Annotated in this window: 22 protein-coding genes; 6 read left to right on the plus strand and 16 right to left on the minus strand. The window is 61.5% G+C overall.

The features are described 5' to 3' along the window. Nucleotides 1-109 precede the first annotated feature (109 nt). The 11 genes from ACVOLZ_RS09810 to ACVOLZ_RS09860 form a co-directional block, all read right to left on the minus strand. A complete protein-coding gene (locus ACVOLZ_RS09810; protein WP_481515954.1) occupies nucleotides 110-1,321 on the minus strand; it encodes a nuclear transport factor 2 family protein in 1,212 nt (403 codons plus the stop codon). Between the two features lie 94 nt (nucleotides 1,322-1,415). Further along, on the minus strand, nucleotides 1,416-2,459 hold the full coding sequence (locus ACVOLZ_RS09815; RefSeq protein WP_481515955.1) for a helix-turn-helix domain-containing protein: 1,044 nt from the start codon (nucleotides 2,457-2,459) through the stop codon (nucleotides 1,416-1,418). A 464-nt stretch (nucleotides 2,460-2,923) separates the two neighbouring features. Continuing rightward, on the minus strand, nucleotides 2,924-3,889 hold the full coding sequence (locus ACVOLZ_RS09820; protein WP_481515956.1) for a DUF4238 domain-containing protein: 966 nt from the start codon (nucleotides 3,887-3,889) through the stop codon (nucleotides 2,924-2,926). Between the two features lie 153 nt (nucleotides 3,890-4,042). Beyond that, on the minus strand, nucleotides 4,043-5,233 hold the full coding sequence (locus ACVOLZ_RS09825) for a hypothetical protein (RefSeq protein ID WP_481515957.1): 1,191 nt from the start codon (nucleotides 5,231-5,233) through the stop codon (nucleotides 4,043-4,045). Nucleotides 5,234-5,827: 594 nt separating this feature from the next. Beyond that, nucleotides 5,828-6,520, minus strand: a complete 693-nt coding sequence (locus ACVOLZ_RS09830) for a hypothetical protein (protein WP_481515958.1) — start codon at nucleotides 6,518-6,520, stop codon at nucleotides 5,828-5,830. Nucleotides 6,521-6,870: 350 nt separating this feature from the next. Continuing rightward, nucleotides 6,871-7,749, minus strand: coding sequence for a tyrosine recombinase XerC (gene xerC / locus ACVOLZ_RS09835; protein WP_481515959.1), 879 nt, complete (start codon nucleotides 7,747-7,749; stop codon nucleotides 6,871-6,873). A 16-nt stretch (nucleotides 7,750-7,765) separates the two neighbouring features. Next, nucleotides 7,766-8,443 carry a DUF484 family protein gene (locus tag ACVOLZ_RS09840; protein WP_481515960.1) on the minus strand — a complete coding sequence of 226 codons (678 nt, stop codon included), beginning with the start codon at nucleotides 8,441-8,443 and terminating at the stop codon, nucleotides 7,766-7,768. Next, a complete protein-coding gene (gene dapF, locus ACVOLZ_RS09845; protein ID WP_481515961.1) occupies nucleotides 8,440-9,291 on the minus strand; it encodes a diaminopimelate epimerase in 852 nt (283 codons plus the stop codon). The genes ACVOLZ_RS09840 and dapF overlap by 4 nt, the downstream gene beginning before the upstream one ends. After that, nucleotides 9,284-9,517, minus strand: coding sequence for an LPS translocon maturation chaperone LptM (gene lptM, locus ACVOLZ_RS09850; protein ID WP_282269555.1), 234 nt, complete (start codon nucleotides 9,515-9,517; stop codon nucleotides 9,284-9,286). Before lptM ends, dapF begins: the two co-directional genes overlap by 8 nt. A 52-nt stretch (nucleotides 9,518-9,569) precedes the next feature. Continuing rightward, entirely contained in the window at nucleotides 9,570-9,986 is a 417-nt protein-coding gene (locus tag ACVOLZ_RS09855; RefSeq protein ID WP_481515962.1) for a YbaN family protein, read from the minus strand. Nucleotides 9,987-10,004: 18 nt separating this feature from the next. Beyond that, on the minus strand, nucleotides 10,005-12,113 hold the full coding sequence (locus ACVOLZ_RS09860) for a S9 family peptidase (RefSeq protein WP_481515963.1): 2,109 nt from the start codon (nucleotides 12,111-12,113) through the stop codon (nucleotides 10,005-10,007). 103 nt (nucleotides 12,114-12,216) lie between these two features. Here ACVOLZ_RS09860 and ACVOLZ_RS09865 point away from each other — a divergent pair, with 103 nt between their 5' ends. Further along, a complete protein-coding gene (locus ACVOLZ_RS09865; protein ID WP_481515964.1) occupies nucleotides 12,217-13,419 on the plus strand; it encodes a pyridoxal phosphate-dependent aminotransferase in 1,203 nt (400 codons plus the stop codon). 322 nt (nucleotides 13,420-13,741) lie between these two features. Here the strand turns inward: ACVOLZ_RS09865 and ACVOLZ_RS09870 are convergent, their stop codons facing one another. Beyond that, complete coding sequence (locus ACVOLZ_RS09870; RefSeq protein ID WP_481515965.1) at nucleotides 13,742-15,841, minus strand: prolyl oligopeptidase family serine peptidase; 2,100 nt, start codon at nucleotides 15,839-15,841, stop codon at nucleotides 13,742-13,744. Nucleotides 15,842-15,909: 68 nt separating this feature from the next. Next, on the minus strand, nucleotides 15,910-16,227 hold the full coding sequence (locus tag ACVOLZ_RS09875) for a hypothetical protein (RefSeq protein ID WP_481515966.1): 318 nt from the start codon (nucleotides 16,225-16,227) through the stop codon (nucleotides 15,910-15,912). 136 nt (nucleotides 16,228-16,363) lie between these two features. Here ACVOLZ_RS09875 and ACVOLZ_RS09880 point away from each other — a divergent pair, with 136 nt between their 5' ends. Beyond that, complete coding sequence (locus ACVOLZ_RS09880) at nucleotides 16,364-16,963, plus strand: lipocalin family protein (RefSeq protein WP_481515967.1); 600 nt, start codon at nucleotides 16,364-16,366, stop codon at nucleotides 16,961-16,963. A gap of 252 nt (nucleotides 16,964-17,215) precedes the next feature. On the opposite strand, the gene ACVOLZ_RS09885 is transcribed toward ACVOLZ_RS09880, so the two are convergent. The 3 genes from ACVOLZ_RS09885 to ACVOLZ_RS09895 form a co-directional block, all read right to left on the minus strand. Continuing rightward, a complete protein-coding gene (locus ACVOLZ_RS09885; RefSeq protein WP_481515968.1) occupies nucleotides 17,216-17,563 on the minus strand; it encodes an SH3 domain-containing protein in 348 nt (115 codons plus the stop codon). Between the two features lie 79 nt (nucleotides 17,564-17,642). Then, nucleotides 17,643-19,673, minus strand: a complete 2,031-nt coding sequence (locus ACVOLZ_RS09890; protein WP_481515969.1) for a M3 family metallopeptidase — start codon at nucleotides 19,671-19,673, stop codon at nucleotides 17,643-17,645. 34 nt (nucleotides 19,674-19,707) lie between these two features. Beyond that, nucleotides 19,708-20,829 (minus strand): PLP-dependent cysteine synthase family protein, encoded by a 1,122-nt coding sequence (locus ACVOLZ_RS09895; RefSeq protein WP_481515970.1) that lies wholly within the window; start codon nucleotides 20,827-20,829, stop codon nucleotides 19,708-19,710. Nucleotides 20,830-21,107: 278 nt separating this feature from the next. Here ACVOLZ_RS09895 and ACVOLZ_RS09900 point away from each other — a divergent pair, with 278 nt between their 5' ends. The 4 genes from ACVOLZ_RS09900 (at nucleotide 21,108) to ACVOLZ_RS09915 (ending at nucleotide 24,935) form a co-directional block, all read left to right on the plus strand. After that, entirely contained in the window at nucleotides 21,108-21,479 is a 372-nt protein-coding gene (locus tag ACVOLZ_RS09900; RefSeq protein WP_481515971.1) for a CopL family metal-binding regulatory protein, read from the plus strand. A 120-nt stretch (nucleotides 21,480-21,599) separates the two neighbouring features. Then, the gene (locus ACVOLZ_RS09905) at nucleotides 21,600-23,420 is read left to right on the plus strand and encodes a copper resistance system multicopper oxidase (RefSeq protein ID WP_481515972.1); all 1,821 of its coding nucleotides are present in this window, start codon (nucleotides 21,600-21,602) and stop codon (nucleotides 23,418-23,420) included. Continuing rightward, nucleotides 23,417-24,574, plus strand: coding sequence for a copper resistance protein B (locus tag ACVOLZ_RS09910; protein WP_481515973.1), 1,158 nt, complete (start codon nucleotides 23,417-23,419; stop codon nucleotides 24,572-24,574). Before ACVOLZ_RS09905 ends, ACVOLZ_RS09910 begins: the two co-directional genes overlap by 4 nt. A gap of 61 nt (nucleotides 24,575-24,635) precedes the next feature. Beyond that, entirely contained in the window at nucleotides 24,636-24,935 is a 300-nt protein-coding gene (locus ACVOLZ_RS09915) for an EF-hand domain-containing protein (protein ID WP_481515974.1), read from the plus strand. The last annotated feature ends 51 nt before the right edge of the window (nucleotides 24,936-24,986 follow it).

Genomic DNA, 24,986 nt, shown 5'->3' on the forward strand with positions numbered 1-24,986 from the left:
AATACCGGATGTCCAGCAAGCGGTGGGCTGCAAGCCCCTTCATCCGGAATGGTCATCGATCCTGCCCGCGCCTCTCCAGCAGCGGGCAGTTCGGCTTGGCTGCAGTTACTCAACCACCCGCTTGGGCTTCGTTCTGTAGTGCAGCACTATCAGCTTCCAACCGCTGAATAATCGCAGCCACCACGCCACGGGTGGATTCCCAGTTCATGCCGGTAATGAGCCTACCATCAACCTCCACATGCGATGCACCGCGCGCGCCATGGCTGAACTGGGCTTTTCTGCCGCGCAGGCGTTGCTCGATCGAGAACGGAAAGGTCTTGTAGTACGCCGCGCTCATGTCCTCGTAGGCATCTGGATAGCCGGTGACACGCTTTCCGCTGACCAGCGCGGTGCCATTGGACAGGGTCAGGTTCACCAGCCCGGCGCTGCCGTGGCAGACCGCCGAGACGATGCCGCCGCGTTGCTCGTAGATGCGCACCGCCAACCATTGCATGCCAGGGTGCTCGGCAACGCCATACATCGCGGCACTGCCGCCGATATACATCAGCGCGGCGTAGTCACTAGCCGTCACCTCGTCGGGCCGGCGCGTGTTGGCCAGCGCCCACATCATGTCCGCGTCATAGATGCCGGCCTTGTGCTCTGGGTTGCGGGTGTCGATGTAGGCCAGCGGCACGGCGCCGCCTTCGGGGCTGACGAACTGCACGCCGTAGCCAGCCTCACGGAAGCCAGCATAAGCGTGGATCAGTTCCGAAAAGCTGTTGCCCGCGCTCAGGCGAGTACCGGGCATGGTGTCCACGTTGGACACCGCCAGCAACACCTGGCGGCCATGCGCGGGTGCGGTTTCGCGGGTGGCGGTCTTGCTGATGATCAGCCAGCGCCCTTCCAGCTTCTTCAGCAGGAACAGGTCAACGTAGCGTGCCTGATCCTTGCTGATCAGAATCTCCGCCTTGGCGGTGGCGATAGTGCCTTCGACCTCGATGCCGAGCAGGCGACCGACACGGCCATTGAACAGCCCCGGCTCCTTGCCGAACCAACTGGTGTACTCGGCGATGCCCACCTCGCGAATGCCGTCCGTGCCCTGGCTCAGGTAGAGCCGCGCATCGGGATGGAAGGCGCGGCTGAGGCGATCGCGCTGGTTGTAGGAACTGCCGCGCAGATAGTCCTGGATGACCGCGGATATCTCACGCTGATCCGCGACCGGATCGGCATGCGCAAGCCCGCCGAACCACAGCGCCAAGCTGGCCACGGCGAACCATCGGATGAGGCGTGCTGGCAGCGAAATCACGCCGGCGGTGGCCGGCTTGGAACGCGTTACTGACATGAAGGAGGCTCCGCAGGATGGGTGCCCCGAAGTCTGCAGAATTCCTTTACGAATCAATCTACTGAAGCGTGTTTACGGACTCACCAAACACGTTTCAAGAGCCAGCCACCAAGCGCGACTGGGCCTGCCGCCACGCCACAGGAGTCGTCCCTTCCACCTTCTTGAAGCTGCTGTAGAAGGTGGAGGTGGACAGGAAGCCGGATGCCTCCGCCACATCGTCCATCGACGCCGACGCCTGCGCGCGCAGCAACTGCTTGGCCGCTTCGATCCTGACCTGCGCCAGGTAGGGCTTGAAGGCGGTCTTGAGGTTATCGTTGAGCAGCTGCGACAGCCGAGCCGTGGGTATGTTGAGCCGCTTGGCCAGCTTGGCCAGGGTCAGGCCAGCATCCTTGTACAGACCTTCATCGGCCATCAACGCATGCAGGGAGCGCAACGTAGCCTCGGCATCGCTGGGCGCGATCTTGCGGTCGCGGTAGGGCTCAGCGACCGCAGCTGGCTTACGCCGGGCAAGGGCAACGCTGATGCTCAGGTACAACACCAGCGAGAACGACAGCGCGCCGACGATGTACGAGGTCAAGCCGGAGGTGGCATAGGCCAACCAGATCACGCCCACACCCACGATCACCGAGACCACATGGCTGCGGCTCAACGCGCCAGGCACCGCATCGACGCGACCTTGCTTGCCTCCGCGCAGGAACAGCCCCGCTGCCACCAGCAGACATACCAGCCAGATCACCTGGATGGAGGCCCACACCGGCCCAGCCCACAGCCAGACGTTCTCGGTATAGGGCCAAGCGATACCAAAGGCAGTCGCCAGCACCAGCAAGCCCAACGCGATTGCCGCATCGTTCTGGGTCTGGCGGCCATCGGGATCAAGCCAGGCCCGCACGAAACCGATCAGGCAGATGCCGATGAAGAGACAGGCGGTCAAACCGACCTGCAGAACCAGCTTGGAGATGTCGTGCCAGAAGTAGACCAACACGGACTTGCCGGTGCGCAGACTCAGCATCAGCACCAAGGCCGCCAGCCAACGCTGAGTAGGTCTGACGGGATTTCGGCACAACAAGTAGACCGACAACGCCGCACCGTTGAATACGCCCAAGCCGGCGAAGAAGAAGAGCAGGTAAGAGGTCAGCATGACGGCGTGGCTGCCAGATGAGGAACGGTCGGGTCTGGTTGGATTGAGCGCATAAAATTATGTCTGCTTCGGGCTTTGGCGTCATTGGGAAAAGCAGATACTCAAACCGGCCCGCAAACCCGAAGGCTAAGCAGAGCCTTGCTGGAATGGCGGTGTGCGGACACGTCGCAAACGAAAGTGGCACGGGAAGCCTCAAACTCTGGTTTCGCGCTCGTTCTTAATCAGACTAAATCTGAGACCAATCCAAGTCCGATACCGACACCGATCCCACAAGGCACACACGGTGCGCCGCGCTGGGCGGCCCATCCGCTGCTGGTAGCTCCAACGGCGAAAGCGCGGCGAGTTTCGAATCAACGATGAGACACTCAATTAGCAGATTGCTACGACCCAAGGGCTAAATAAACGAAAATGCAGAATTCCTGCAAACCAAAGTATCCACTCCAGGTTGATTTGGAATCCTCCACTCAATCCTTACGAACCAAACGGCGACTGTACTCGTCACGCTGACTAACGCTACTAAAATATAGCTGTGCGTGCGCATTGTCGCGCATCGATAGATTGTAATTTTCGAAGGCATCGCGACCAACCCTCTCAGTCATCAAAGTACGATACCCACTACCAACATCACCAATTTCCATTGCGATTCGGGGAGTCAGAGGCATCCATCCGCGAAACTCCTCCAGCCTAGCTATTTTTGAGGACCGTACCACCGCTGGTGCATCAGAATTAATCAAATCTCCTGGCTTCGCTGCATATCGAAGGCGCACACTAAAACCCCGCTCATGCACATCACAGGCTGTGCACAGAGAATTGATCAGCATGTGCCCCATGATGAATTCACGCCTCTGGCGATGATCCAGCGTCATGGAACCTTCAGGTGTCTCCAATACGAAATCTCCTGGGAACGCATTGCGCGCCTTCGGAACTCGAAAGAGCTGAAGGAAGTAGAAAAACAGCAAATTCAGCGCCCAATCTTCTGATCCTTCCGGCCTCTCCAAGTCGGCGCGGGCTATCTGAGCAATCGTGGCGCCAACATTACTCTCATAGACCCCATAGAAGTCTTCAAAAAAATTGTGCTGCTTATGCGGATAGTTTGCATCCTTAGCCAATTTCACGAGAAGAAGTACAATCCCCGAAGCGTCGCCAGCAAGATTCTTACCCACCAACCGCCGAGAAAAAGCGTAATTCAAAAGATTGACCACTATTGGATCAAATGAAAAATCGTTGTACCCACTTACAGCAGCAAGTGTCCTTCCGGTCGATGAGAAAGCATTTCCCGTCCTGACATCAAGCACGTGAATTGCATTTGAAGAATCACGCCAACGATGAAGATACGAGTAGTTCACATAGTGATGGATTTTCTTTCGACCTTTTTGATGAGACATGAAATTATAATATTTGATAATTTCCCGGAGATGAGTCGAAACCATATTTAATCAGGGCAGACAAGTCAATAGCCCATTCCTCAGAGCCGAACCCAAGACGCGCCGTTCGTAAAATATTATCCAAAACTGAACCACCCCATGAATCGGGGATAGCTCGCCCACTGGCGCCCTCGCAGCAAATCGCTGGATACAACCTGGTCAAGCTACGAATATTTTGCTCTCTTCCTTGTAGACGGAGATGCCACCGTCCTCGGAAATCTTGATTCCGAGCCCGAGACTACTGCCTTTTTTTGCGGCAGCGGTTCGGCCACCACCTTCACTACCGGCCGGCACACTTATGATTGCGCCAGCTGCAACTATGTTGCCTAGGTGATCCAGAACCATTGCGCCATCCAGAGCAAGCAGTTCTTGGCGCAATCGTCGGTCTAGGTTCTGGAACTTCCCATTTACCATGGCGCGAATCGTTCTTGACTTGATGGAAGGATTGTTTCCTGAAAGCAAGTCTGGCTCTGAAACAACTTCACCTACTTCACCTAATGATCCAGACCGAATCACAATGATGCATCCGCCGCTTCTAGCAAAGGAAATATCGAGACAACTCTGATAGATCGCCTCTCTTAAAAATCTATTTTGAGGAGGCTGCATCTGCCGGAGATACATTTCATGAGCGTAGTACTGCCATTCACCACGCCGCTTAGCAAAAATCAACTTCTTGTTTTTGAATATTAACTGTTCTCCGAGGCGATTCAATACCAGCGCAATGCGGCTAGCATCGGTCCAGTCTGCAATCGCACTCAGTCGATACGGGGCATAGGCAAGGCCGAGCTGATGCGCCGAAAGCTGTCCAGACCCAAATATTTCGCAATCCGGAGTCACAACCAGGAGAGTATCGAAACCATTACTTACGACTGCCGAGAAATCTTCCTTAAATACATCAGCGAGACCGACCCCCTCCCCGCTGGTGTTTGGGTCTATCCCTATGGACGAAGCAATCGCCCCTCCCTCATACGTGCGGGCAGACCAAACTACAAACTGACGCAATATGACACTTACCGCAGAAAGACCACCAAGGTGACGGGAAATTGCCCGCACCGGAAGAAAAGTGAATAACTCAGCACGGTATTCTTGACCAACTGCACCATGTATAGCGACGAGCTCTTCAACAAAATTCTTTGTGAGTGCCAGCTCTTCCGGCGTAAATCCAGGTCGGCGATAAAGGACAAGTCTCTCTACACCCGCATCGTCGGCCTTGATGGCTGTCCTTGATGGCTCAAGCGCCGCAACTCGCGGACTGTTGGCCTTACACTTTACAGCCCCCGGCAAAACTTGGGCAGACAGAAGAGGCGCCAAGTACACCTCCAAGGCATCCCGAAGCTCGTCAATGGTCAAATCACTTCCTCCGAAAGAATTAAAATCAGGATTTTTACAAAGCCCCCAACGCAATTTTGTCGTGTATTTACTCTAGCCAGGCTGTCAGCATGACCGTAATTCAGCGGAGCCCTCCGTGAGATCACGCATGTAGCGCCCGAATGGTTGGTCGAGGTATCCCCGAACTGCTAAGCACGAGCATCGGGAGCGGCGTTCTCAACCCACCAAATTTAGCGGAGAACCGAAACCACAGCAGTAGATATCGACGAGGGCATGGCCCGCTTGGATCTGCAGGTGAATGGGCATGTTAAAGTGAGCCTTCGTCCAGTACCCCGTGAGAATTACTCAGATCGTCCGACGGCCGCATGAATTGAAGCAACGCGAATCTTGGCCAAAAGCAGGAGTGGGCACGAAAATCCGCTACCCGAAGCCAGCTTCGATGATGGGAGACTCATCGCGGGGGTGGACCCGCGCCTTGCCCGCGACTTCGCACGTGCAAATATCGCCATTTTGATGGACATTTAATGGGAACCACCGATGAAAGCGGTTTGCCGGCAACCATTTGCATCCTACTGGCAATAGTCTGTGCCGCGGCCGTACAAGACATTTACTGAATTAATCCGCACCGGGAGGCGCTGCCGGATTGTGCGAATTACAGGCCTCCGCCACCGGAACCCATGAGACTTTATCAATAAGGAAAGCTCGATACACGGCTGGAGCCATCAAGCTATAGAAATCCCCGGCCCGCCGCTTGAACACAGCGGCAGCTGCTAGCCCGCATAACAACCCGATAGTTCCGCCGCACCATGTAGAAGCAAAAATCAGCAAAGCAATACCGGACGCAACGGAGATAAAGGCGCAATTGCGATAGAAGCCATACCTGGACAAGTAGACCATGAACGTGGTGCTTAGCTGCTTGGTCTCCACATACTCCTTGCAGATGCCGAATGGGTTGTCGATCTTTCCATTGAAAGACCCCATGTATTTAGATCGAATTTCTTCTCTAAGAACGACCTCCTCTTTGCTGTGTTTTTCCTTTGGCTTTGATATCCAGCCCAAATTGAAATTCAAAATTTTACTGTCAAAGTAATTTGCAAAAGGCTCTATGACTATTCCGAAAAGCGTGAAGACAAGCGGCACAGCAACAAGGGTAATTGATGCCGGGAAAGTAGAGAGCACGCCAAATAGCTCTTTGAACGTAAGATCGCCATACGCCAAAAAAAACGCGGCCAGCACGATTGTGACCAGAAGACCTGTGAGGAAGAATGAGAATATATCCCAAAGAGAGACTCTTATTTTTTCGACCATCTTGGATATCGCCTTAGGTGGCTAATTTTAGGTTTAGGTCCGTCCGCGAAGCGGAGCAGGTCGCGTTGAGCTACTAGACAGCACCGTAACGAACTTTATGCCGACAGTAAATGTCAATTGACACAACTGAGAACGCCGCACAGCCAACCAAGGGAGCCCAGGCAAGTTCGACAGAGCTTCGTTCCGCCGCTAGGCCCAGTGAAAACTCCGACCCTAGCCTGATCGTCCCAAGATTGCCAGTACGCGGAACTAAAATTGCCAATGAAAGGTAAGAGCTAGTTCACGCAGTTCGGAGAGCAGCCAGCGAACGGTTACCTATACGTCGGAAGCAGCCATCCAAAGAAACAAACTCAATCCTTCCGCTTCGCCCTAGGATGCGCAGCATCATAAACCTTCGCCAGATGCTGGAAATCCAGATGCGTATAGATCTGCGTGGTCGCAATATCCGCATGCCCCAGCAGTTCCTGCACGCCGCGCAGGTCGCCTGAGGACTCCAGAATATGGCTGGCGAAACTGTGCCGCAGCATATGCGGGTGCACGTTCTTGAACAGCCCCTGGCGTTGCGCCAGTTGCTTGATGCGGATCTGCACGGCGCGCTGACTTATCGGGCCGCCGCTGCGGCCCGGGAATACCGGTTTCTCGCCGGTGCCGCCGCTTTCCCTGCGCCATTCCTGCAGTGCGTTCATTGCATGCGAGCCGACCGGCACGGTGCGTTCGCGGTTGCCTTTGCCGTGTACCAGCACGATGCCGCTTGCGGTATCGAGGTCGCGCCAGCGCATGGCGCAGAGTTCACTCAGGCGCAGGCCTGAGGAATAGAACAGTTCGAGCAGCGCGCGGTCGCGCAGGCCCAGCGGTGCGTCGGTGGGCAGTTCGACCAGTTGCACGGCTTCGTCGGCGTCCAGCACCTGCGGCAGTTTGCGTGGCGCCTTGGGCGCGCGCAGGCCGGCGGCGGGGCTGTTGTCGATGACGTTGTTCTTCAGCAGCCAGGCGTAGAAGCTGCGGCAGGCCGACAGGCGGCGTTGCAGGCTTTTGGCCGACAGGCCGCGGCGGTGCTCGCTGGCGACGAACTCACGTAGCTGGTCGCCTTGCAGGGTTTGCGGATCCGCGACGTCATGCGCTTCGCACCATTGCGTGAGCGCGGCGAGGTCGCGCTGGTAGGCGTCCAGCGTGTGCGCCGACATGCGGCGCTCGACCTGCAGATAGGACAGGAATGCCTGGACGGCACTCATCGCCGTGTCACTCCACTCAGGCGCTGCGGAAGCGCTGCAAACCCGTCACCAGCGATTCACCCATCATGCGCAGGAACAGCGTGCCCATGCCGGGATAGAAGCGGTTGGGGTCGTAGCTGCCTACCGCGATCAGGCCAACGCCCGGCAGCGGCAACAGTGCGGTGGACGACACTTCGTTGACCCGCTCGCCGTACAGCACGTCGTTCTTTTCCTGCTGCAGGCGGCCGCAGATGGGCTCGCCGTCCTGCAGGCAGTCGTGGAACGGCGCCAGCCTGGCGTCGTCCTTGGCGATGACCTGCAGCCACGGTGCTTCGGCCAGTTCCGGCACGTCGTCGAAGGAAACGATGCGCACCAGGTCGCCGGCGAAATCTTCTTCCAGCGAGGCGGCCATCGCGCGCAGTGTGTCGGCGGCGTTGGTCTGGCGCATCAGCGCCAAGGTCAGCTGATGGGTACGCACGGCCAGGCGCTCGTTGATCTGCGCGTTCGCGCCGAGATCAACCAAGCGCCGCGACAGCTCGCGGTTCTTGTCGCGCAGCACTTCCAACTGGTAGCTGGCGAGCGAGGCGGTGGGGCCATCGTCGCGCGGCACCACCATGGTCAGCGCCAGATCGGGGAACTGCTTGAGGAAGGTCGGATGACGCCGCAGCCAGGCTGCGACTTCATGGGCACCGATTTTCTCGACTGTGTCGTTCATCCCATCCACTCTCCGTCGAATACGAATGCTGCCGGGCCGGACATCACGATCTCGGCATCGTCTGCCGGCCATTGGATACGCAGGTCGCCACCGGGCAAGGAGATCAGTGCATCGCGCTGCAGGCGGCCGCGCTGCATCAGCACTACCGCCGCCGCGCAGGCGCCGCTACCACAGGCCAGGGTTTCGCCAACGCCGCGCTCGTAGACGCGCAGGCGGGCGTGGCCGGCATCCATCACCTGGGCGAAGCCGACATTCACCGATTCCGGGAACGAGGGGTTCTGCTGCAGCAAGGGCCCTACCCGCTCGACCGGTGCGGCGTCGACCGAGCCGACTTCCAGCACAGCGTGCGGATTGCCCATCGATACGGCGCCGAAGCGCACGTTCTCGCCCTGCAGCGAGGTCATGTATTCCTCACGCGCACGCGGGAAGCCGAGCAGCGGAATCTGCGCCGGCTCGAACTCGGGCTTGCCCATGGCAATGGCGTACTCGCCATTGGCCAGGCGCTGCACGGCGTGGGTGCGGGTGGGGCTGTCGATGATGAAATCGTCGCCCTGCACTGCGCCGTCGCGTACCAGCCAGGCCGCCACGCAGCGCGCGCCGTTGCCGCATTGCTGCGAGGTGGAGCCGTCGGAGTTCCAGATGCGGTAGGACGCCACCGCGCCTTCGCTGCGCGGGGCCTCGATCGTCAGGATCTGGTCGCAGCCCACGCCGCGATGGCGGTCGGCCAGCAGCGCTGCCTGCGCCGCATCCGGCGGCGCGCTGCCGTCACGCAGGTCCAACACCACGAAATCATTGCCGGCGCCATGCATCTTGCTGAAGCGCATGCGCCCTGTTGCTGACTTACCCATTTACGCCAGCACCACCGGTTCCGTCTTCAATGGCTTCGTCGGCCTTCTTGTCGGCGGCCGGGTCAGGCTTTTCAGTGGCGGGCTGGTCAGCCGGGGTGACTTCCTGTTCCTCGATCGGCACCGGCTTCTGCGGCATTACCAAGGGGCCCTTGTTGCCGCAGGCACTGAGACCCAGCAGCAGGAAGGCTGCCGGGATGAGAATCAGGAAACGGGACGTCTTGTTCATCCCCGGAGTATAGCCACTGGACCATGAAGTCCGAACCGCGATCTCGCCCTGTTCAGCGTTCGCCGGGGGGCAAGGGGCGCAGCCACAGCCACAGGCAGACGCAGGCCATGATGCTGATCGAGGTAACTTTCACCCAGACCAGCGGCACGCACCACAGGGTGATCAGGGCGCAGGCCAGCATGGTCAGGCTGGCCATCCACTTGCCCTTGCGGCTGACCGCGCCGTGCGCCTGCCAGTCACGGATGGCCGGTCCGAAGCGCGGGTGGTCCAGCAGCCAACGGTGCAGCCGCTCGGAGCCATGCGAGGCGGCCCAGGCCGAAATCAGCACGAACACGGTGGTGGGCAGCCCCGGCACGAAGATGCCGACGATGCCCACGCCCAGGCTCACATAGGCCAGCAGCCACCACGCCCAGCGCAGGCGCGCTGGGCGTGGTTCACGAGGATCACGTGGCGGCGGTGTATCAGGCATCACTACAACCCGGCTGCATCAATCGGCCAGGCCCAACTGCCACAGCACGAAGGCAAAGGACTCCGCCTGTTCCTTGTAACGCTGGAAACGGCCGGACTTGCCGCCGTGGCCGGCCTCCATGTTGGTGCGGAAGACGATGGGTTGGCTGCCGGTGTTGACGTCACGCAGCTTGGCCACCCACTTGGCCGGCTCCCAATACTGCACCTGCGAATCCCACAGGCCTGTACCTACAAACAGCGACGGGTAAGCCTGAGCCTGCACATTGTCGTACGGCGAATACTTGAGCATGTAGTCGTAGTACTGCTTCTGCTCCGGGTTGCCCCACTCGTCGTACTCGTTGGTGGTCAGCGGGATGCTGGCGTCGAGCATGGTGGTGACCACGTCGACGAACGGCACCTGCGCAACCATCACCCGGTAATCGCCTGGGGCCTGGTTGGCCACCGCCCCCATCAGCAGGCCACCGGCGCTGCCGCCCGAGGCCGCTACGCGGTCCTTGGCTGCGTAGCCCTGTGCAACCAGCGCGCGGGTCACGTCGACGAAGTCGTTGAAGGTGTTCTGCTTGTGCAGCAGCTTGCCGTCGTCATACCAGCTGCGTCCCATTTCCTGGCCGCCGCGGATGTGCGCGATGGCGTAGACCACGCCACGATCAAGCAGGCTGACCACGCTCTGGTTGAAGCCCGGGTCCATCGACATACCGTAGCTGCCGTAGGCGTACTGATAGAGGGCGGCAGTGCCGTCCTTCTTGAAGCCCTTCTTGTAGACCAGCGACACCGGAATGCGCGCGCCGTCGCGGGCGGTCACCCAGACGCGCTCGGTTTCATACTTGCTGGCGTCATAGCCGATCACCGGCTGCTGCTTGAGCAGGCGGCGCTCACCAGTCTTGACGTTGAGTTCGTAGGTGGTGGCCGGCGTGGTGAGCGAGGTGTAGGTGTAGCGCAGCCACTCGGTATCGGGCTCTGCGTTGACCGACAGACCCATCGAGTAGGCCGGTTCGTCGGCCTTGACGAACTCGCTGCGGCCATCGGCGAACAGCAGACGCACGCGTTCCAGCGCTTCAGCGCGCTCGGCGATGGCGGTATAGCCATCGAACAGCTCGAAGCCTTCGATCAGCACCTGCGGGTCGTGCTTGACCCAATCCTTCCACTGCTTGCGGTCAGTGGTACCTTCCGGCGCGGTAACCAGCTTGAAGTTGGTGGCGCCATCGGCATTGGTGCGGATCACCCACTGGCCGTTGTAATGGTCAGCGTCGTATTCGACATCACGCTCACGCTTGGCCAGCACGGTGAACTCGCCGGGGTTGGCGGCCGAGGTGTAACGCAGCTCGGAGGACACGGTGCTGTCCACGCCGATGGTGATGAAGCGGTCGTCGCGGGTGCGGCCGATGCCCATGTAGAAGCTGTCGTCCTTCTCCTCGTAGACCAGCACGTCGGCGCTGACCGGGGTACCGAGCACGTGCTTCTTGACGCGCACGGTGAGCAGGGTTTCCGGGTCGTTCTCAACGTAGAACAGGGTGCGGTTGTCATCGACCCAGATCACATTGGCCGAAACGCCTTCGATCACATCGTCCAGCATCTTGCCGGTGGCCAGATCCTTGATGCGGATGGTGTACTGGCGGCGGCCGACGGCGTCTTCGGCGAAGGCCAGCAGCTGGTTGTCGCGGCTGATGTCCATGTCGTCGATGCCGAAGTAACCCTTGCCTTCGGCCAGCACGTTGAGATCCAGCAGCACTTCTTCCGGCGCCTGCATGTCGCCCTTGCGACGCGCGTGAATGGGGTAGTCCTTGCCGGTTTCGTAGCGGGTGTAATACCAGTAGCCGCGCTCGCGGTACGGCACGCTGGCATCGTCCTGCTTGATGCGGCCGACGATCTCGGCGTAGAGCTTGTCCTGCAGCGGCTTGAGCGGCGCCATCAGGGCATCGGTATAGGCGTTCTCGGCGTTGAGGTAGGCCAGCATCGCCGGCTCCTTGCGCTCGTCGTCACGTAGCCAGTAATAGTCGTCTTCGCGCTGCGCACCGAACGGTGCGGTCACCATATGCGGACGCTTTTCAACATCTGGCGGGGTGGGCTGTGACGCGGCGGCGGTATTGATCATCAGGCTTGCAACCAACAGGCAAAGAAGGGGTTTCATCAGGTTCGCTCCGGAACAACGGTGGTGCATCCAGTGCAGCAGGCCACAGTGTGCCATGCCCGGCGCTTGCCCCGCTGCCATCAACGGCGCCTATCATGCAGCGATGAACACGCCCCACACCCCACACGCCCCATACAGCCGCCGCAGTCAGGAGATCGCGCCCTTCCATGTCATGTCGCTGCTGGCCCGCGCCAACGCGCTGGAGCAACAAGGCCACGACGTGATCCACCTGGAGATCGGCGAGCCCGATTTCACCACTGCCGAGCCGGTGGTACGCGCCGGCCAAGCCGCATTGGCCGCTGGCCATACCCGCTATACCGCAGCACGCGGCCTGCCGGCCCTGCGCCAAGCCATTGCTGGCTTCTACGGTCAGCGCTACGGGCTGGATATCGACCCGGAGCGGATTCTGGTTACCCCGGGTGGCTCAGGCGCACTGCTGCTGACCTCCAGCCTGCTGGTGGACCCGGGCATGCACTGGCTGCTGGCCGACCCTGGCTACCCCTGCAACCGGCATTTCCTGCGGCTGGTGGAAGGCGCGGCGCAGCTGGTGCCGGTGGGACCGGAGAGTGGGTATCAACTGACCCCTGAGTCGATTGCAGCCAATTGGAATGCTGGCAGTGTTGGGGCGTTGGTGGCCTCACCTGCCAATCCAACCGGCACCACCTTGGATGCTGGGCAGTTGGCTGGCTTGTCTTCTGCACTGAAGGAACGCGGTGGGCACCTGGTGGTGGATGAGATCTACCACGGGCTGACTTATGGCTTCGATGCGCCGAGCGTATTGGAAGTGGATGACGAGGCGTTCGTGTTGAACAGCTTCTCCAAGTACTTCGGCATGACTGGCTGGCGCCTTGGCTGGCTGGTGGCTCCGCCGCGCGCGGTGCCCGAACTGGAGAAGCTTGCGCAGAACCTGTACATCAGCGCGCCGTCGATGGCGCAGCATGCGGCGTTGGCCTGTTTCGAGCCGGAGACGATTGCGATTTTCGAGCAGCGTCGTGAGCAGTTCCGGCAGCGGCGGGATTATCTGTTGCCTGCGTTGCGGGCGCTGGGGTTCCGGATTGATGTGGAGCCGCAGGGTGCGTTCTACCTGTACTGCGATGTGAGTGGGTTTACCGACGATGCGCAGGCGTTCTGTGCACATTTCCTGGAGACCGAGCATGTGGCGTTTACGCCTGGCCTGGATTTTGGAAACTATCGGGCGAACCAGCATGTGCGAATTGCGTATACGCAGGATGTTGGGCGTTTGCAGGAGGCGGTGGAGCGGATTGGGCGAGGACTGAAGAGTTGGAAGCGCAGAACCGAGGGGTGAGAGGGGCTTCGGCTTCGGCTTCGGCTTCGGCTTTGGCTTTGGCTTTGGCTTTGGCTTCGGCTTTGGCTGTGGCTTCGGCTTCGGCTTCGGCTTCGGCTTGAGCTTGAGCTTGAGCTTTCGCTATTCCCTTCTCCCGCTTGCGGGGGAAGGTGCCCAGAGGGCGGATGGGGGGAGCTTTTGAGCTTCGGAAGCAGCTACCTCAGCTCACCATCGGAACTTCGCTCTGCCCTCACCCCAACCCCTCTCCCGCTTGCGGGAGAGGGGCTTAAGCACAAACGCCACCTTTCGGTGGCGTTTGTTTTGCATCACTTCAAACCAAGCATCACTTCTTGCTCAGCTGTTCCCACAGGAAGCTGTAAGCCAGTGCCTTCATATGCGCGTCCTGCGCATTGTTCGCAGCGCCACCATGACCACCCTCGATGTTCTCGTAGTAGGTCACGTCCTTGCCTGCATCGATCATCTTGGCCGCCATCTTGCGGGCGTGGCCCGGGTGGACGCGGTCATCGCGGGTGGAGGTGGTGAACAGCACCGGCGGGTAGCTCTTGGCCGGGTCGAACAGGTGGTACGGCGAGAAGGTCTTGATGTAATCCCAATCGGCTGTATCCGGGTTGCCGTACTCAGCCATCCACGAAGCACCCGCCAGCAGGTGGCTGTAGCGCTTCATGTCCAGCAGCGGAACCTGGATGACCACCGCACCGAACAGCTCCGGGTACTGGGTCAGCATATTGCCGGTCAGCAGACCGCCGTTGCTGCCGCCCTGCACGCCCAGGTGCTTGGCCGAGGTGATCTTGCGGGTGACCAGATCCTGCGCAACCGCCGCCATGTCCTCATAGGCCTTGTGACGGTTCTGCTTCAGCGCTGCCTGGTGCCAACGCGGGCCGTACTCGCCACCGCCACGGATGTTGGCCACAACGTAGACGCCACCCTTGTCCAACCAGGCACGGCCCATGCCGCCGGAATAACCGGGGGTCAGCGAGATTTCAAAACCACCGTAGCCGTACAGCAGGGTCGGGTTGGAGCCATCCAGCTTCATCGCCTTGTCGTGCACCACGAAGTACGGCACGCGGGTGCCATCCTTGCTGGTGGCGAAGTGCTGCTCGATCACCTTGTCGCTGGCGTCGAAGAACGCCGGCATGGTCTTGAGCACTTCCGGCTGCTGGCCGATCTCAGCCATGGCCAGGGTGGTCGGGGTCAGGTAGTCGGTGACGGTCATCCACACCGCGTCGCTTTCGTCCGCGTCCACCGCGCCAACACCAATGGTGCCGAAGGCCGGTGCGCCGGTGAAATCGCTGCTCACCCAACCGTCCTTGCCGTGGGTCAGCACCTTCAGGCGGTTCTTGACGTCGTCCAGCACGTTCAACACCACGTGCGACTTGGTCCAGGTGGTGCCGGCCAGCGAGGTGGTGTCGGTCGGCGCGAACAGCACGTCGAACTCGCGCTTGCCGGCCATGAAGTCATCAAACTTGGTCGCCAGCAGCGAACCGGCGGTATAGGTCTTGCCACCCACGGTCCACGGCTCGCGCAGTTCCAGGGTCAGCCATTCGCGGCGGATACCCTTCTCGGCTGAGTTCGGAGCGTCGACCTTGATCAGCTTGCCATCGGCGCCGATCAGGAACAGCTCGTTGTTGTAGAACGCGATCGTGCGGCTGACGAAGTCACGCTCGAAGCCGGGCGTATCGTCGTGCATCGCCGAGATGTACATGTCCTCTGGCGTGCCTTCGTACACCGTGGTTGCGGCGGTGATCGGGGTACCACGCTGCCAGCGCTTGACCACGCGCGGGTAGCCGGAGGTAGTCATCGAGCCCGGGCCGAAATCGGTGTAGACGAAGACGTTGTTCTGGTCGATCCAGCCAAGGCCGCCCTTGGCCTCGGCACGGAAGAAGCCGTCCTTGATCCAATCCTTCTTGGAGATATCGAACTCACGGGTGACATCGGCGTCAGCACCACCGCGCGACAGCGCGATCAGGCAGCGGTTGTACTCCGGGCGCAGGCAGTTGGCGCCATGCCATACCCAGTTCTCGCCCTCGGCCTTGTTCAGCGCGTCCAGGTCGAGCACGGTTTCCCACAGCGGCTCGGCCTTGCGGTATTCGACCAGCGTGGTACGGCGCCAGACGCCGCGCTCGTGCTGCTTGTCCTTCCAGAAGTTGTAGTAGTAATCGCCGATCTTCTCGACACCCGGAATCTTGGCATCCGAATCCAGCACCTCGCGGATGCCGGCTTCCATCGCCTTGAACTGCGGGGTCACAGCCAGACGGCCTTCGGACTTGGCGTTCTGCTCCTTCACCCAGCCCAGCTGTTTGTCGCCGGTGACGTCTTCCAGCCAGGCGTACTTGTCCTGGGAGTCGTCAGCGGCCATGGCGGCCCCGGCCAAGCCGGAAGAAAGCAGACCCGCCACAAGGCAGGCAGAGGTGAGTCGAGACATGTTGGCTCCATGCGGTCATAAGCCGCGAACGCTAACACAGCCCCCTACCCACCCCCACGTGTCGAAGGTCAGGCCGCCTGTGGCAGGCGGCGCCGGGCCGGGCGACGAGCACGGGTGGCCTGCGGGCCGCGCTTACGCGGCTTGGCGTGGCGGTTCCGCCAAGCCGCGGGTAGGCGAAAGCGGTACAACGCCCACCAGGCGCTCAGCGGCATGCCCAGCAGCCACAACGGCAGCCAGCCAATCCAGTCGCTGTGGCCGCGCGCCGCGGGCCATACCAGCACCAGCGCCAAGCCAGCCAGGGCAACCTGTCTGACGCAACGCAGCACCTGCGGATCGGGCGCTTCCTGAGCGTTACGACGGGATGACGATGCAAGCGGCTTGGTCATGACGTTCTCCGGCAACATGGCTGTGTTGGAATGCATCCTCGGCGGCCGCCATCTCACAGACTGCGACCTGCCATTGACGGGCGCATCGCTGCCCGTCGAACATGCAGCCCTGACCTTCATAGGTGCCCTACCCGTAATGCGACCGATTCCTGTCTTTCTGTCCGCCATGTTGTTGAGTCTCGCCCTGCCGCTGACCCCGGCGCACGCACAGGACGCCGCCCCGGCAACGACGACGGTGGAGGGAATCGCCGAGGGCCCGATTGATCTGCAGCGCTTCATGGGCCGCTGGTATGTGATCGGCCGGGTACCCAACTTCATCGAACGCGGCCATGTGGCCAGCGTCAACACCTATACCCTGCGCGACGACGACAAGGTCTCGATCAAGTATCAGTTCCGCGATGGTTTTGCCGAGCCGGAAGATGAAATCGAGATCCGCGCCAAGGTAGACGAGGACAGCGGCAACCGTCGCTGGCGCACCTGGTTCTACCGGATCGTGCCCACGCATACCCGCATTCTGGAAGTGGCGCCGGACTATTCCTGGGCGCTGATTGGTTACCCGGGCCGTGAGATGGCGTGGATCTTCGCCCGCGAACCGGACATGGACAACGCTACCTACCGCCAGCTGGCCACCCGCCTGCGCGACAAGTACGACGTCAACACCGACAAGCTCAAGCGCGTGCCGCAGCATCCGCAGCAGGTGGACAAGCTGGGCTTTGAAGTGCCGAACAAGAAGTAACAGGGTGGGTCTGATTCTGCTGTTGTAGGAGCGGCGTAAGCCGCGAAGCTGATGCTGCTGCAGCCAGCGAAGAGCTTACCCCTCCCCAGCCCTCCCCTCCGCCTTCGGCGCAAGGGAGGGGGCAAAAGCGTAGTGCCGAGCCATGCTCGGCAGAGGCTTTACCGGCAATGCCCCCAGCCGAGCATGGCTCGGCTCTACACTGCATTTTGAGTAATGCCCCAGCCGAGCGTGGCTCGGCTCTACAGGGGCTGCTCAGCCGCCTGGTTTGGCGGTCTCTATTACTACGCCCAGCTGCTTGCCGGCTTCGGTCAGTTTGACCTTCTTGCCGTCGCTGCGGGCAATCAGGTAATCCGCCGCTACCCAGCCGCTCTTGCCGTCTGCACGCACATTGCACCATTGCAGGTCGGCCAGGCAGCGCTGCACTTCCACCGTGGTGCCTATCGGCAATACCGCCAGACGCTCGGCACGCTGATCCGGCGCGCTGCGTAGATTCAAGCCATTGCTGACCTGGGCGGCGGGTTCGTTGATGCGCGGTTGGAACCACAGCACCGCGCCGATGATGGCCGCGCAGGCTGCGATGCGGGTGATTAGCCGGGGCATGTCGTCAAGCTTGGGGAATGCGTATCCCCAAGCTTGCCCCTCATCGCCGTGGCTGACCAGCCCCGGCCGTGGGCGCTGTTCAGGCAGTCATGCCGCTATGCCGCAACAAGGCATCAATCTGCGGTTCACGGCCACGGAAGGCGCGGAAATTCTCAGCCGCGCTACGGCTGCCGCCGCGCGACAGCACTTCATCGCGGAAACGCTTGCCGGTTTCAGCCACGGCGCCCGGTGCTTCCTCGAAGGCGGCATAGGCGTCGGCACTGAGTACTTCGGCCCACTTGTAGCTGTAGTAGCCAGCCGCGTAGCCGCCAGCAAAGATATGGCTGAACTGATTGGCGAAACGGTTCCAGGCCGGCGGGATATTCACTGCCACTTCGCCGCGCACGCGCTCCAGCAGCTGCAGCACGCTTTCCTGTTCAGGCTGGTACTGGCTGTGCAGCAGCATGTCGAACAGACCGAACTCCAACTGACGCACGGTGAACATGCCGCTCTGGAAATTCTTCGCCGCCAGCATCTTGTCGAACAGTTCGCGCGGCAACGGCACGCCAGTATCGACATGCGCGGTCATCGCTTCCACCTGCTCCCACTCCCAGCAGAAGTTCTCCATGAACTGGCTGGGCAGTTCCACGGCATCCCATTCCACGCCGTTGATGCCGGCAACTGCCAGCTCGCCGATGCGGGTCAACAGCTGATGCAGGCCATGGCCCATTTCGTGGAAGACGGTGGTGACTTCGTCGTGGCTGAAGGTCGCCGGCTTGCCGTCATTGCCGCGGCCGAAATTGCAGACCAGATATACCAGCGGCGTCTGCACGCCAGCTGAGGTGACGCGACGGTTGCGGCAGTCATCCATCCACGCACCACCGCGCTTGCCTTCACGTGCGTACAGATCCATGTAGAACTGGCCAACCAGCGCGCCATCGGCATTCACCAGTCGATAGAACCGCACATCTTCGTGCCAGACCGGTGCGCTGTCCTGTTCCACCTTGAGCCCGTACAGGCGCTCGATCACGCCAAACAGGCCAGCCAACACCTTGGGCTCGGTGAAGTACTGCTTCACTTCCTGCTCGGAATAGCTGTAGCGCGCCTGCTTGAGCTTCTCGGCCACATAAGCCAGATCCCAGGCCTGCAATTCATCCATGCCCAGTTCGTCACGGGCGAAGGCTTCCAGTTCGGCGCGGTCGCGCTGCGCATAGGGTTTTGCGCGTGCAGCCAGGTCGCGCAGGAAGCTCAGCACCTGCGGTGCGTCGCTGGCCATCTTGGTGGCGATGGAATACTCGGCGTAGTTGTCGAATCCCAGCAGTGCAGCCAGTTCGTTACGCACGGCGAGAATGCGATCGATATTGCCGGTGTTGTCCAAGGCCGCATCGCCGAACTCCGATGCGCGCATCGCATGCGCGCGATACAGGCGCTCGCGCAGCGCGCGGTTGTCGGCATAGGTCTGCACCGGCAGATAGCACGGCATCTGCAGGGTCAGCTTGTAACCTTCGCGGCCATCCTTCTGCGCGGTGGCGCGGGCGCTGGCAATCACGTCATCGGGCAGGCCCAGCAGGTCATCAGCCACATCCACGTATAGGGCGAATGCATCACCCGCATCCAGCACGTTCTGCGAGAACTTGGCCTGCAGGCCTGACAGCTCTTCCTGCAACTCGGCGAAACGCGCCTTGCCGGCGTCGTCCAGCTCGGCACCGCCGAGACGGAAGTCGCGCAGTGCATTTTCCAATGCCTTGCGCTGTGCTTCGTCGTAGCTTGCAGCTTCCGGCGCGGCGGCCAGCAGCTTGTACTGTGCGTACAGCGCCGGGTTCTGCGCGACCGAGCTGCCGAAGCGGCTGAGCTTGGGCAGATTGGCGTTGTAGACCTCGCGCAGCTCAGGCGTGTTGACCACCGCCTGCAGATGCGAAACCTGGCCCCAGGCGCGATACAAGCGCTCGGTAGCATCGTCCAGCGGCACCACGAAGTTCCCCCAGCTCACCGGTGCCACGGTTTCAGCAGCTTTCACCGCCGCTTCGGCCTCGGCCAGCAACGTATCGATCGCCGGGGTGACGTGTTCAGCACGGATCGCGTCAAAACGCGGCAGGCCGGAGAAATCGAGCAGGGGATTGGTGGTGTTCACGACATTCCTTCAAACAGTTCCGGCTGCGCCGGCATCAGACCTGATATGGCGACGCTTCCAGCCAGGCACAAGGCAGGGCCGGCATGCCCTGCCCGGCCACGGCCGTGGCCACCACCGCGTCGGCGCCGACCACGTCGATGCCCTGCTGGCTATACCAGTCCGGGTTGTAATAGCTGTGCGCGTAACGCTCGCCGGCATCGCAGAGGATGCTGACGATGGAGCCATCACGGCCGGCAGCGCGCATCTGCTGAGCGGCGTACAACACACCGATGAAGTTGGTGCCGGTGGAGCCGCCAACGCGGCGTCCCAGGGTGGCGCTGACATGGCGCATCGCAGCCAGGCTCAGCGCATCACTCACCTTCACCATCGCATCGACGCAGGTCGGGATGAAACTGCGTTCCACGCGCGGACGGCCGATGCCTTCCACGCGCGAGCCGCCTTCGCAGGTCATGTCACGCCAGTCGCGGCCTTCCAACGCGGCGCAATAGCCGTCGTAGAAGATCGACACTTCCGGGTCGGCACAGAGAATGCGGGTGTCGTGCCGGCGATAGCTGACGTAGCGACCGAGAGTAGCGGCGGTGCCGCCGGTGCCGGGGCTGCAGACGATCCATTCCGGCACCGGATGCGGCTCCTCGGCCATCTGCTTGAAGATGGATTCGGCGATGTTGTTGTTGGCGCGCCAGTCGGTGGCGCGCTCGGCGTAGGTGAACTGGTCCATGAAGTGGCCGCCGGTTTCACGCGCCAGCCGTTCGGATTCGCAGTTCAGGTCACAGGCGCGCTGCACCAGATGGCAGCGGCCGCCGTGGAATTCGATGGCGGCGATCTTCTCCGGCGAGGTGCTGGCCGGGATCACCGCAATGAATGGCAGGCCCAGCAGGCGTGCGAAGTAGGCTTCGGACACCGCGGTGGAACCGCTGGACGCCTCGATTACCGGACGACCCTCGCGCAACCAGCCATTGGCCAGCGCGTACAGGAACAGCGAGCGCGCCAAGCGGTGCTTGAGGCTGCCGGTCGGGTGGCTGGATTCATCCTTCAGATAGACATCGATACCGGGGAAGCCCGGCAGGTCGACGGGAATCAGATGGGTATCGGCCGAACGGTTGTAGTCGGCTTCAATCTTGTGGATGGCCGCCGCCACCCAATCACGCTGGGACATGGATCGCCACTTCTTGGTGAATGCTGGGGTGGATTCTACTTGGTTGGGTTGTGGGGGCGGAGGCTGGAGCTTTGCATGGGGTTTTGCCCCTCCGCCGTCATTCCCGCGAAGGCGGGAATCGCTCCGGGCTTGGGCTTGTCTGCACATCCCAGCAAAAGCCAGAGCGATTCCCGCCTTCGCGGGAAAGACGATCTGAAAGGATTACGGGTTGAAAACCATTCAGCCCGCCCCCTACTCAGGAATGCTATGGTTCAGCCCTGCTTCCCAACCTGAATCCCGTGCCTCGCATCCTGCTGCCCCTGCTGCTGTGCCTGACCCTGATCGCTGGTGCGGTCGGTTCGGTGTGGTCTGCGACGGCGATGGCCATGCCGATGCAGGCAATGACGATGGCAATGGAAGCCGGTGACAGCGCGCACGACTGCTGCCACGAGCAGGAAGCCAACCTGCAATGCGATGCCGGCGACGCCGACAAGGCGCCCTCGCCCTGTGCCAGCGGTGACAGCTGCGACTGTAAGCAGCACTGCAACATGCTGCCCAGCGTCACGATGACGCGGCTTGCACCGATGCGTCATGCATTGGCGTCAATGCCAGCACTCCCCTCTCGCGACGACGTGGCCCCGGGCCAGCTCAACCGCCCTCCCATCGCCTGATTCCCGCGCCTTCTGGCGTCCGCAGATATCTGTGCCATGGCAAGCGCCCTGGTGCACCCTTGATCTGTTCAGGACATGCAGCAACGCATCGTGATGCGGCTGTGTGACCGGGAGTTCCACATGTCTTCTGATTTCCTTTCCGATTCGCGCTCGGTGCTGTCGCGACGTCGCTTCGTACAGGGCCTGGCGATTGGCGGCGTGGTTGCCGGCGCCGGCCTGGCACGTATTCCGCAGGCCTTCGCCGCCGGCAGTGCCATGGCGGTGCCGCCGGTTGAGCTGCGCGGTACCGAGCTGAGCCTTGCCATTGGCCGCTCTGCAGTCAATTTCACCGGTCGTACCCGTCCTGCCATCACCGTCAATGGCTCCTTGCCGGCACCGATCCTGCGCTTGCGTGAGGGCGATACGGTCAACCTGCGCGTGGCCAACACGCTCACTGACGAGATCACCTCCATCCATTGGCACGGCATCCTGCTGCCGGCCAACATGGACGGCGTGCCGGGGCTGAGCTTCAACGGCATCGCGCCGGGTGAGGCCTACCAGTACCGGTTCCAGCTCAAGCAGTCCGGCACTTACTGGTATCACAGCCATTCGCTGTTCCAGGAGCAGGCCGGCCTGTATGGCGCTCTGATCGTCGATCCGCTGGCGCCACCGCCGTACCACTTCGACCGCGAACACGTGGTCATGCTCTCGGACTGGACCGACATCGATCCGGATGCGCTGTTCCGGCGCATGAAGAAGATGCCGATGCATGACAACACCTACCAGCGCACGGTCGGTGACTTCATGCGCGACGCACGCAAGGATGGCCTGCGCGAGACGCTCAGTGACCGCGGCATGTGGGGCCGGATGCGGATGACGCCTTCCGACCTGTCCGATATCAATGCCCACACCTACACCTACCTGATGAACGGCACCGCGCCGGCCGGCAACTGGACCGGCCTGTTCCGCAGTGGCGAGAAGGTGCTGCTGCGTTTCATCAACGGCGCCTCGATGACCTACTTCGATGTGCGCATCCCCGGCCTGAAGATGACCGTGGTCGCCGCCGATGGCCAGTACATCCATCCGGTCAGCATCGACGAGTTCCGCATTGCGCCGGCCGAGACCTTCGACGTCATCGTCGAACCGACCGGCCAGGATGCCTTCACCCTGTTTGCGCAGGACATGGGCCGCACTGGCTATGCCTGCGGCACCTTGGCAACGCGCCAAGGCCTGCAGGCACCGATTCCGCAGATCGATCCGCGTCCGCTGCTGACCATGAGCGACATGGGCCACGACATGGGCAGCCATGGCGACCACGGTGCCGGCATGGAAGGTGGTTGCGGCGCCAACATGGGTGCCAAGGGCATGGAAGGCGGCTGCGGTGCGGCGATGGGCCACGGTGCACATGCCGGTCACGGCGCGGCGGCAGGCGACAAGTCGCCCAAGCACAAGCCCAGCGAAGCCGGTAACCCGCTGATCGACATGCAGACCGCAGCCACCGAGCCCAAGCTCGACGACCCCGGCATCGGCCTGCGCGACAACGGCCGCAAGGTGCTGACCTATGGCGCGATGCGTTCGCTGTTCGAAGACCCGGATGGGCGTGAGCCCGGCCGCGAGATCGAACTGCATCTCACCGGCCACATGGAGAAGTTCGCCTGGAACTTCGACGGCATTCCGTTTGCCGGTGCCGAGCCCATCAAATTGAACTACGGCGAGCGCATGCGCATCGTGCTGGTCAACGACACGATGATGCAGCACCCGATCCATCTGCACGGCGTGTGGAGTGACCTGGAGAACGCCGACGGCGAATTCCAGCTACGCAAGCACACCATCGACATGCCGCCGGGCACACGCCGCAGCTACCGCGTTCGCGCGGATGCGCTGGGCCGCTGGGCCTTCCACTGCCATCTGCTGTACCACATGGAAGCGGGCATGATGCGCGAAGTGAGGATCGACGCATGAAGACCTTCTCTCACTCGCTGTTGTTCATCGCCCTGGCCGCCAGCGGCAGCGCCTTCGCGCAAGACCCGCATGCAGGCCACGCCGGGCATGCTGCTGAAGCAAAGCCAGCAGTGGATCCGCATGCCGGGCACAACATGCCCAAGGCCAAGCCTGCCGATCCGCACGCCGCGCACCGTGGTCATGGCGGCAAGGCCAAGGCTGCTGATCCACACGCGGGCCATGCCATGCCCAAGGCGGAAGATCACTCCAGCCACGACGCGGCGGCTGATCCGCACGCGGGGCATGCAATGCCCGCCGATCCGCATGCCGACCATGCCATGCCCAAAGCGGAGGATCATTCCAGCCACGGCGCGGCAGCGGACCCGCACGCGGGCCATGCCATGCCGGCCGATCCGCATGCTGGTTACAACATGCAGACCAGCAGCGCCAGCGACGCACCGCGCGAACCGATCCCGACACCGACCAAGCAGGACTTCGACGATGCCTTCCCGGTGTTGAAGCCGCATGCGATGGAACATGCGCCGTCGTTCAACAGTCTGGTGGTGTTCGATCACCTGGAAGCCTGGGACAACGCCCACGGCAGCGGCCAGGCCTGGGGCATCGACTCCTGGTTCGGCAACGACATCAACCGCCTGTGGATCCGCAGCGAAGGCGAGCGCAGCGAGAACGCGCTCGGCGACTGGTCGGTGGATGCGCTGTACGGGCATTCGATCTCGCCGTGGTGGGACGTGGTTGCCGGTGCGCGGCATGACAATAGCCGTGATTCCTCAGACCTGACCCGTGCCGCGTTCGGCCTGCAGGGCATGTCGCCGTACAAGTTCGAAGTCTCGGCGATGGCCTACATCGGCGGACCGCGCAAGGCCGAGTTGGCCTTCGAGGTCGAGTACGACGTGCTGCTGACCAACCGCCTGATTCTGCAGCCAGTGGTGGAAGCCAGCATCGTCGCCGATGACGATCCGCGCCGTGGCGTCGGCAAGGGCTTGAGCAGCGTGGAAGCAGGCCTGCGCCTGCGCTACGAGTTCACCCGCAAGTTCGCGCCGTATGTGGGCTTCGTGCACGAACGCGCATTCGGCAATACCGCTGATATGCACCGTGATGCCGGCGAAGGCGTGAGTGAATCGCGCTGGGTTGCCGGTGTGCGCTTCTGGTTCTGATTCGTAGTGATGGCGCCGCATACCGGCGCCATCCCCACTCTCCCTACAAGGAATGCTTTCGATGAAGTTCTTTATTCAAGCCGCACTGATCGGCGCGATCACCCTTGCCTCCATTTCCATCGCGCAGGCCCAGCATGCTGGCCACGAGCATCACGCACCGGCCGCGAAACCCGCCGCAAAGGCACCGCAGGCTGATGCTGCGGCGACATTCAAGCGCTTCGACGCCAACAAGGATGGCTTCATCAGCCGCGAGGAACTGCCCAGCGGTCACCCGCTGCTGCCGCACTTCGGCATGAGCGATGGCAACCGTGATGGCAAGCTCGACGCCAAGGAATTCGAGCGCGGCCTGTCGATGCTGTGACGCCCTACTGCCGCAGCGACCAGCGGTTGCTGCGGCGAACTGTCCAAGGAA

This window comes from Stenotrophomonas sp. STEN020 (genome assembly GCF_056760195.1).